We start from the raw sequence: 3,576 nt of genomic DNA, 5'->3' as shown, positions 1-3,576 counted from the left end.
GCCGCAACAGCCCCTCACGCCCGATTACCGGCACATCACCTACCTGATACCCATTCATAGGTGCAGTGTGCTTGGCAGATTGAGCACGACTACCGGGAGATGAAACAGGCCCTGGGACTTGCCCACTTCGAGGGCCGCACCTTCAACGGCTGGCACCACCACGTGACCCTCGTCTCCGTCGCGCACGCCTTCTGCACCCTGCAGCGACTGGCCCGAACCCCAAAAGACGCGGCGCCGGCCTGAGCCTCTACCAAGTCGTCCGCGAGCTACAGACACTCCTCGCACTCTGGACCGGTGCCTGCCCCACCTGCCACCGCGACATACCCACACCGATACGGACCTGACCAAGCCCTACTAGGCACTGAGGGGGCCTTGCATAAGGATCTTCTTTGCGGGCGGGCACCGAGTAAAGGTTTCCGCCGAACGCGACCAGGCATTCCTTCCCAACCGGCGAAGGTGCCGCTCAGCCACCAGATAGGGCGGGAGCAGCAACGGCTTGCAGGCGGCGGGACACCATCCGGCCCTGTGTCCAATGACCTCGTGATGGGTGGCGTGGGTGCGGGCGCGCCGCTGCGGCACCCATGCCATGAAGGCGGCATCCAGCTCCTCGAGCGAGGAGCACGCCCATACTGGCCCTGATGCTCGGGCTCGCGGTCGGCATCGACTACGCCTTGTTCATCGTCATCCGGCAACGACGTCTGATCCTCCACCAGGGACTGGACGCGCACGAAGCGGCGGGCCGCGCCACCGGCACCGCGGGCAGCGCCGTCCTCTTCGCCGGCGCCACTGTCGTCATCGCCCTGGCTGGCCTTCTGGTCGTCGGCATCACGCTGCTCACCACCATGGCCCTCGCGGCCGCGGCCGCGGACACCGTCGCCATATCCGTCCTGCTGGCTCTGACGCTGCTGCCCGCGCTGCTCGGCGTGGTCGGGGAGCCCATCTGTTCGGACACAGCCCGACGCAGGTCACGGCGGCCGAGTTCCACCGCGCACACACGGGCCACCGCCTGGGGCTCCCTCCTGGTCCGCCACAAGTACCCCGCTCTCGCGGCGGCGCTCCTGATACCGCTGGTACTCGCCGTGCCCGCTCTCGGTATGAAGATGGGCCAGCCGTCCGGCGCCAGCTACAACCCCGACACGGCACAGCGGCAGAGTTGCAACCTGGTCACTGAAGCCTTCGGCCCTGGCTACAACGGCCCCCTCATGGTCGTCATCCACTCCGCCACCGTCGGCAGACCCCTTGACCCAGCCATTCTCGCGACCGTCGCCTCCGACCTGAAGGGCACCAGGGGCGTCACTTCGGTGTCCCTGGCCGGCATGAACAGCGGCGGCACCACGGCGGTGCTGAGCCTCGTGCCCGGAGCCGGCCCGAACGACGACGGCACCCACGACCTCGTCATGGCCGTACGCGGTCACAGCGCGCAGATCGGCGACCGCAACGGTGTCCGGTTCGGCATAACCGGTTTCACCGCCCTGGCCATCGACGTCTCCGACCGCCTCGTGACGGACGCTTCGAAGCCCAACGAGCGCTGTGCGGGCTGAAGTTGCTGGTCGCGGGGCCGGCGTGCGCTTGGTCATCTTCGCAGCACAGAGGGGAGTGCCCCTGGTTCCGCAAACCCTAGGGACGAAGGGGTTGGGGTGGTTGTCATGGTGGATTGCCCGCCCTGCGGCAGGCAGTCCACCCGACGTCGCGGTGCTCACGCCTCCGCGTTGAGGATGGTGGCCAGCACGTCGGGGCGTTCCAGGGCGATGAAGTGGCCTGCCTGGGGGACCTGTGTGAAGTCGGCGAAGGGAAGCAGTTGCTTGTTGGCCTCCCGGTCGGAGGGCCGGGACCAGTCCTTCTCGCCGTAGACGAGGTGCACCGGCGCCTTGACCTCGCGATAGCGTGAGCGGGCGGCGATGAGGCTGGGCAGTGCCTGGTAGACGGCCCGGGCGACGGTGGGGTAGCCGGGGCGGCTGCCGACCTGGAGGAGCTCGTCCACGTAGTCCTCCCGTAGCGCGTTCTTGTCGCCGAGTCCGCCCTGAAGGATCTTGGTGAGGGCGGGCTTGGGCTCCACACCGGCGATCACCGGGCCCACACCGGGCGTGAGGACGCCGCTGACGACGACGCGGGCGAGGAGGCTGGAGCGGGCGATTCCGCCCCGGAAGTCGTACGTGTTCACTGCTACGACACCGCGCACCCGCTCGGGCAGATCCGCCGCGGTGGTGAGGGCGAGCACCGCTCCCATGGACTCGCCGACCAACGTCACGTCGTGCAGGTCGAGTTCGGTCAGGAGGCGCTCGACGCCCGCGCGCATGGCCGGCTCGTCGTAGGAGGCGCCGGGGACGATCTCGGAGTAGCCCATTCCGGGCAGGTCGAGGGCGTACACGGTGTAGTGGTCCGCGATCAGGGGGATGAGGTGGCGGAAGTGCTCGGCCTGGGTGCGCACGGTGTGCAGCAGGACGAGGGGGGTTCCGGTGCCGGCTTTGAGGTAGCGGAGGGTTCCTTCGCGGCTGGCGCGTCCTGTGCGGGGGGCGATGGTGTGGGTGGTGGTTCCGGGGACGTGGATGGTGGGGCGGGGGTCCTGGGTGGGCATGTCGCCGACTCCTTGAGCGGTATAGGGGGCTGGTTGGCCAGTTGGGGATAGAGTGCCGCGAGATCGTCGGCGAGGCATGTTTTGGCCTGGCGGGAGATGTCGCAGGCGAGTACTTCGTGGGATTCGGTCTCGACGAGGGCGAGTGCGGCGACGTCAGGGGGAGGAGGACTCCTCCACGAGCGCCTTGCCGATGTCCCGGCTGCCGCCGGTGACGAAGACGTTCGCGTTCTTCAAAGTGGTCATGACTGCCTGTCGGGATCGAGAAACCGATCGGTTTCCGCTAAGGTAAACTGATCGGTTTCCGAGCGCAAGCCCGGCGAGGTTCCGGTTCCATCGGCGCCTTCCGTCCTTGTTGATTCCGGGACTCTCGACATAGATGGTGACGCGGTCGCCTCGCAGTCTGGACGCCGAGCCGGGCGCCGCGTCGATGTGGTGGATCTGTGCGAACCGCTGCTGCGGTTATCGCCGTGAATGCGGGCAGGCGGAACGGGCGGTCGAGTGAGCCCCGGTGGGGTGTCGGCGAGTCCGCGGCTCCCTGCGTGTGGGGTCCCCTCCGGAAGTGGCGGGCACCGGCTTGTCGGTGGTGTCGTCCCCGGCGCGCGGCCGCACGGGGCTGCTCTGCCCGGCCGTCGCTTGGCGGCTACTCCCTACGGGATGCGCACCCCTGCACCGTGATCGCGGCAACATGTCGATGCCGAAGTAAGCCCCAAGTCCCGGTAAGCGGCGGCGTGTTCACCCCGATCGTCTTCGATGGCGACGGCATCGGGCCGCGCACGTCCGCAGTGGCGCCGTAGATCGCCGGCTCGCGACAGCAGCCGTGCCGCGTCGCCGAGCAGTCAGCGGCGCGTCACCGGCCCCACGTGGGCTTCGACTTCCCGGATCGTTCCCGGCTCGGAGGCGACCCGAACTTGCATCGTGGAAACCGATCTGTTTTTCTAGCTGGAAACAGATCGGTTTCCGACTGATGGTCGGTCCATGACCAGCGACTAAGGGGAAAAGTG

2 protein-coding genes and 3 pseudogenes are annotated in these 3,576 nt (G+C 68.0%); 2 read left to right on the top strand and 3 right to left on the bottom strand.

Annotation, left to right across the window (positions count from 1 at the left end):
• Positions 1-72: 72 nt before the first annotated feature.
• Positions 73-243, top strand: a pseudogene (locus ABZ453_RS50775) (IS701 family transposase); the annotation flags it as partial.
• Positions 244-388: 145 nt separating this feature from the next.
• Here ABZ453_RS50775 and ABZ453_RS50770 read toward each other — a convergent pair.
• A pseudogene (locus ABZ453_RS50770) lies at positions 389-624 on the bottom strand (integrase core domain protein); the annotation flags it as partial.
• A 14-nt stretch (positions 625-638) separates the two neighbouring features.
• Between ABZ453_RS50770 and ABZ453_RS50765 the strand changes: the two are divergent.
• Positions 639-1,541: an MMPL family transporter gene (locus ABZ453_RS50765; RefSeq protein WP_359026816.1), complete on the top strand. Its 903-nt coding sequence runs from the start codon at positions 639-641 to the stop codon at positions 1,539-1,541.
• A gap of 155 nt (positions 1,542-1,696) precedes the next feature.
• Here ABZ453_RS50765 and ABZ453_RS50760 read toward each other — a convergent pair whose 3' ends face one another.
• Positions 1,697-2,575 carry an alpha/beta hydrolase gene (locus ABZ453_RS50760; RefSeq protein WP_359026814.1) on the bottom strand — a complete coding sequence of 293 codons (879 nt, stop codon included), beginning with the start codon at positions 2,573-2,575 and terminating at the stop codon, positions 1,697-1,699.
• A 35-nt stretch (positions 2,576-2,610) separates the two neighbouring features.
• Positions 2,611-2,736, bottom strand: a pseudogene (locus ABZ453_RS50755) (short-chain dehydrogenase); the annotation flags it as partial.
• Positions 2,737-3,576 lie beyond the last annotated feature (840 nt).

Origin of the sequence: Streptomyces sp. NPDC005799, from assembly GCF_040630525.1 — a bacterium.
Lineage (GTDB): Bacteria > Actinomycetota > Actinomycetes > Streptomycetales > Streptomycetaceae > Streptomyces > Streptomyces griseorubiginosus_B.
Note: the sequence above shows the minus strand (reverse complement) of the source record. Positions and strands in the feature narration are given on the sequence as shown.

Excerpts from the sequence above, each read along its gene's own strand:
- ABZ453_RS50765 (WP_359026816.1), top strand. The coding sequence starts at position 639 with ATGCTCGGGCTCGCGGTCGGCATCGACTACGCCTTGTTCATCGTCATC.
- ABZ453_RS50760 (WP_359026814.1), bottom strand. The coding sequence starts at position 2,575 with ATGCCCACCCAGGACCCCCGCCCCACCATCCACGTCCCCGGAACCACC.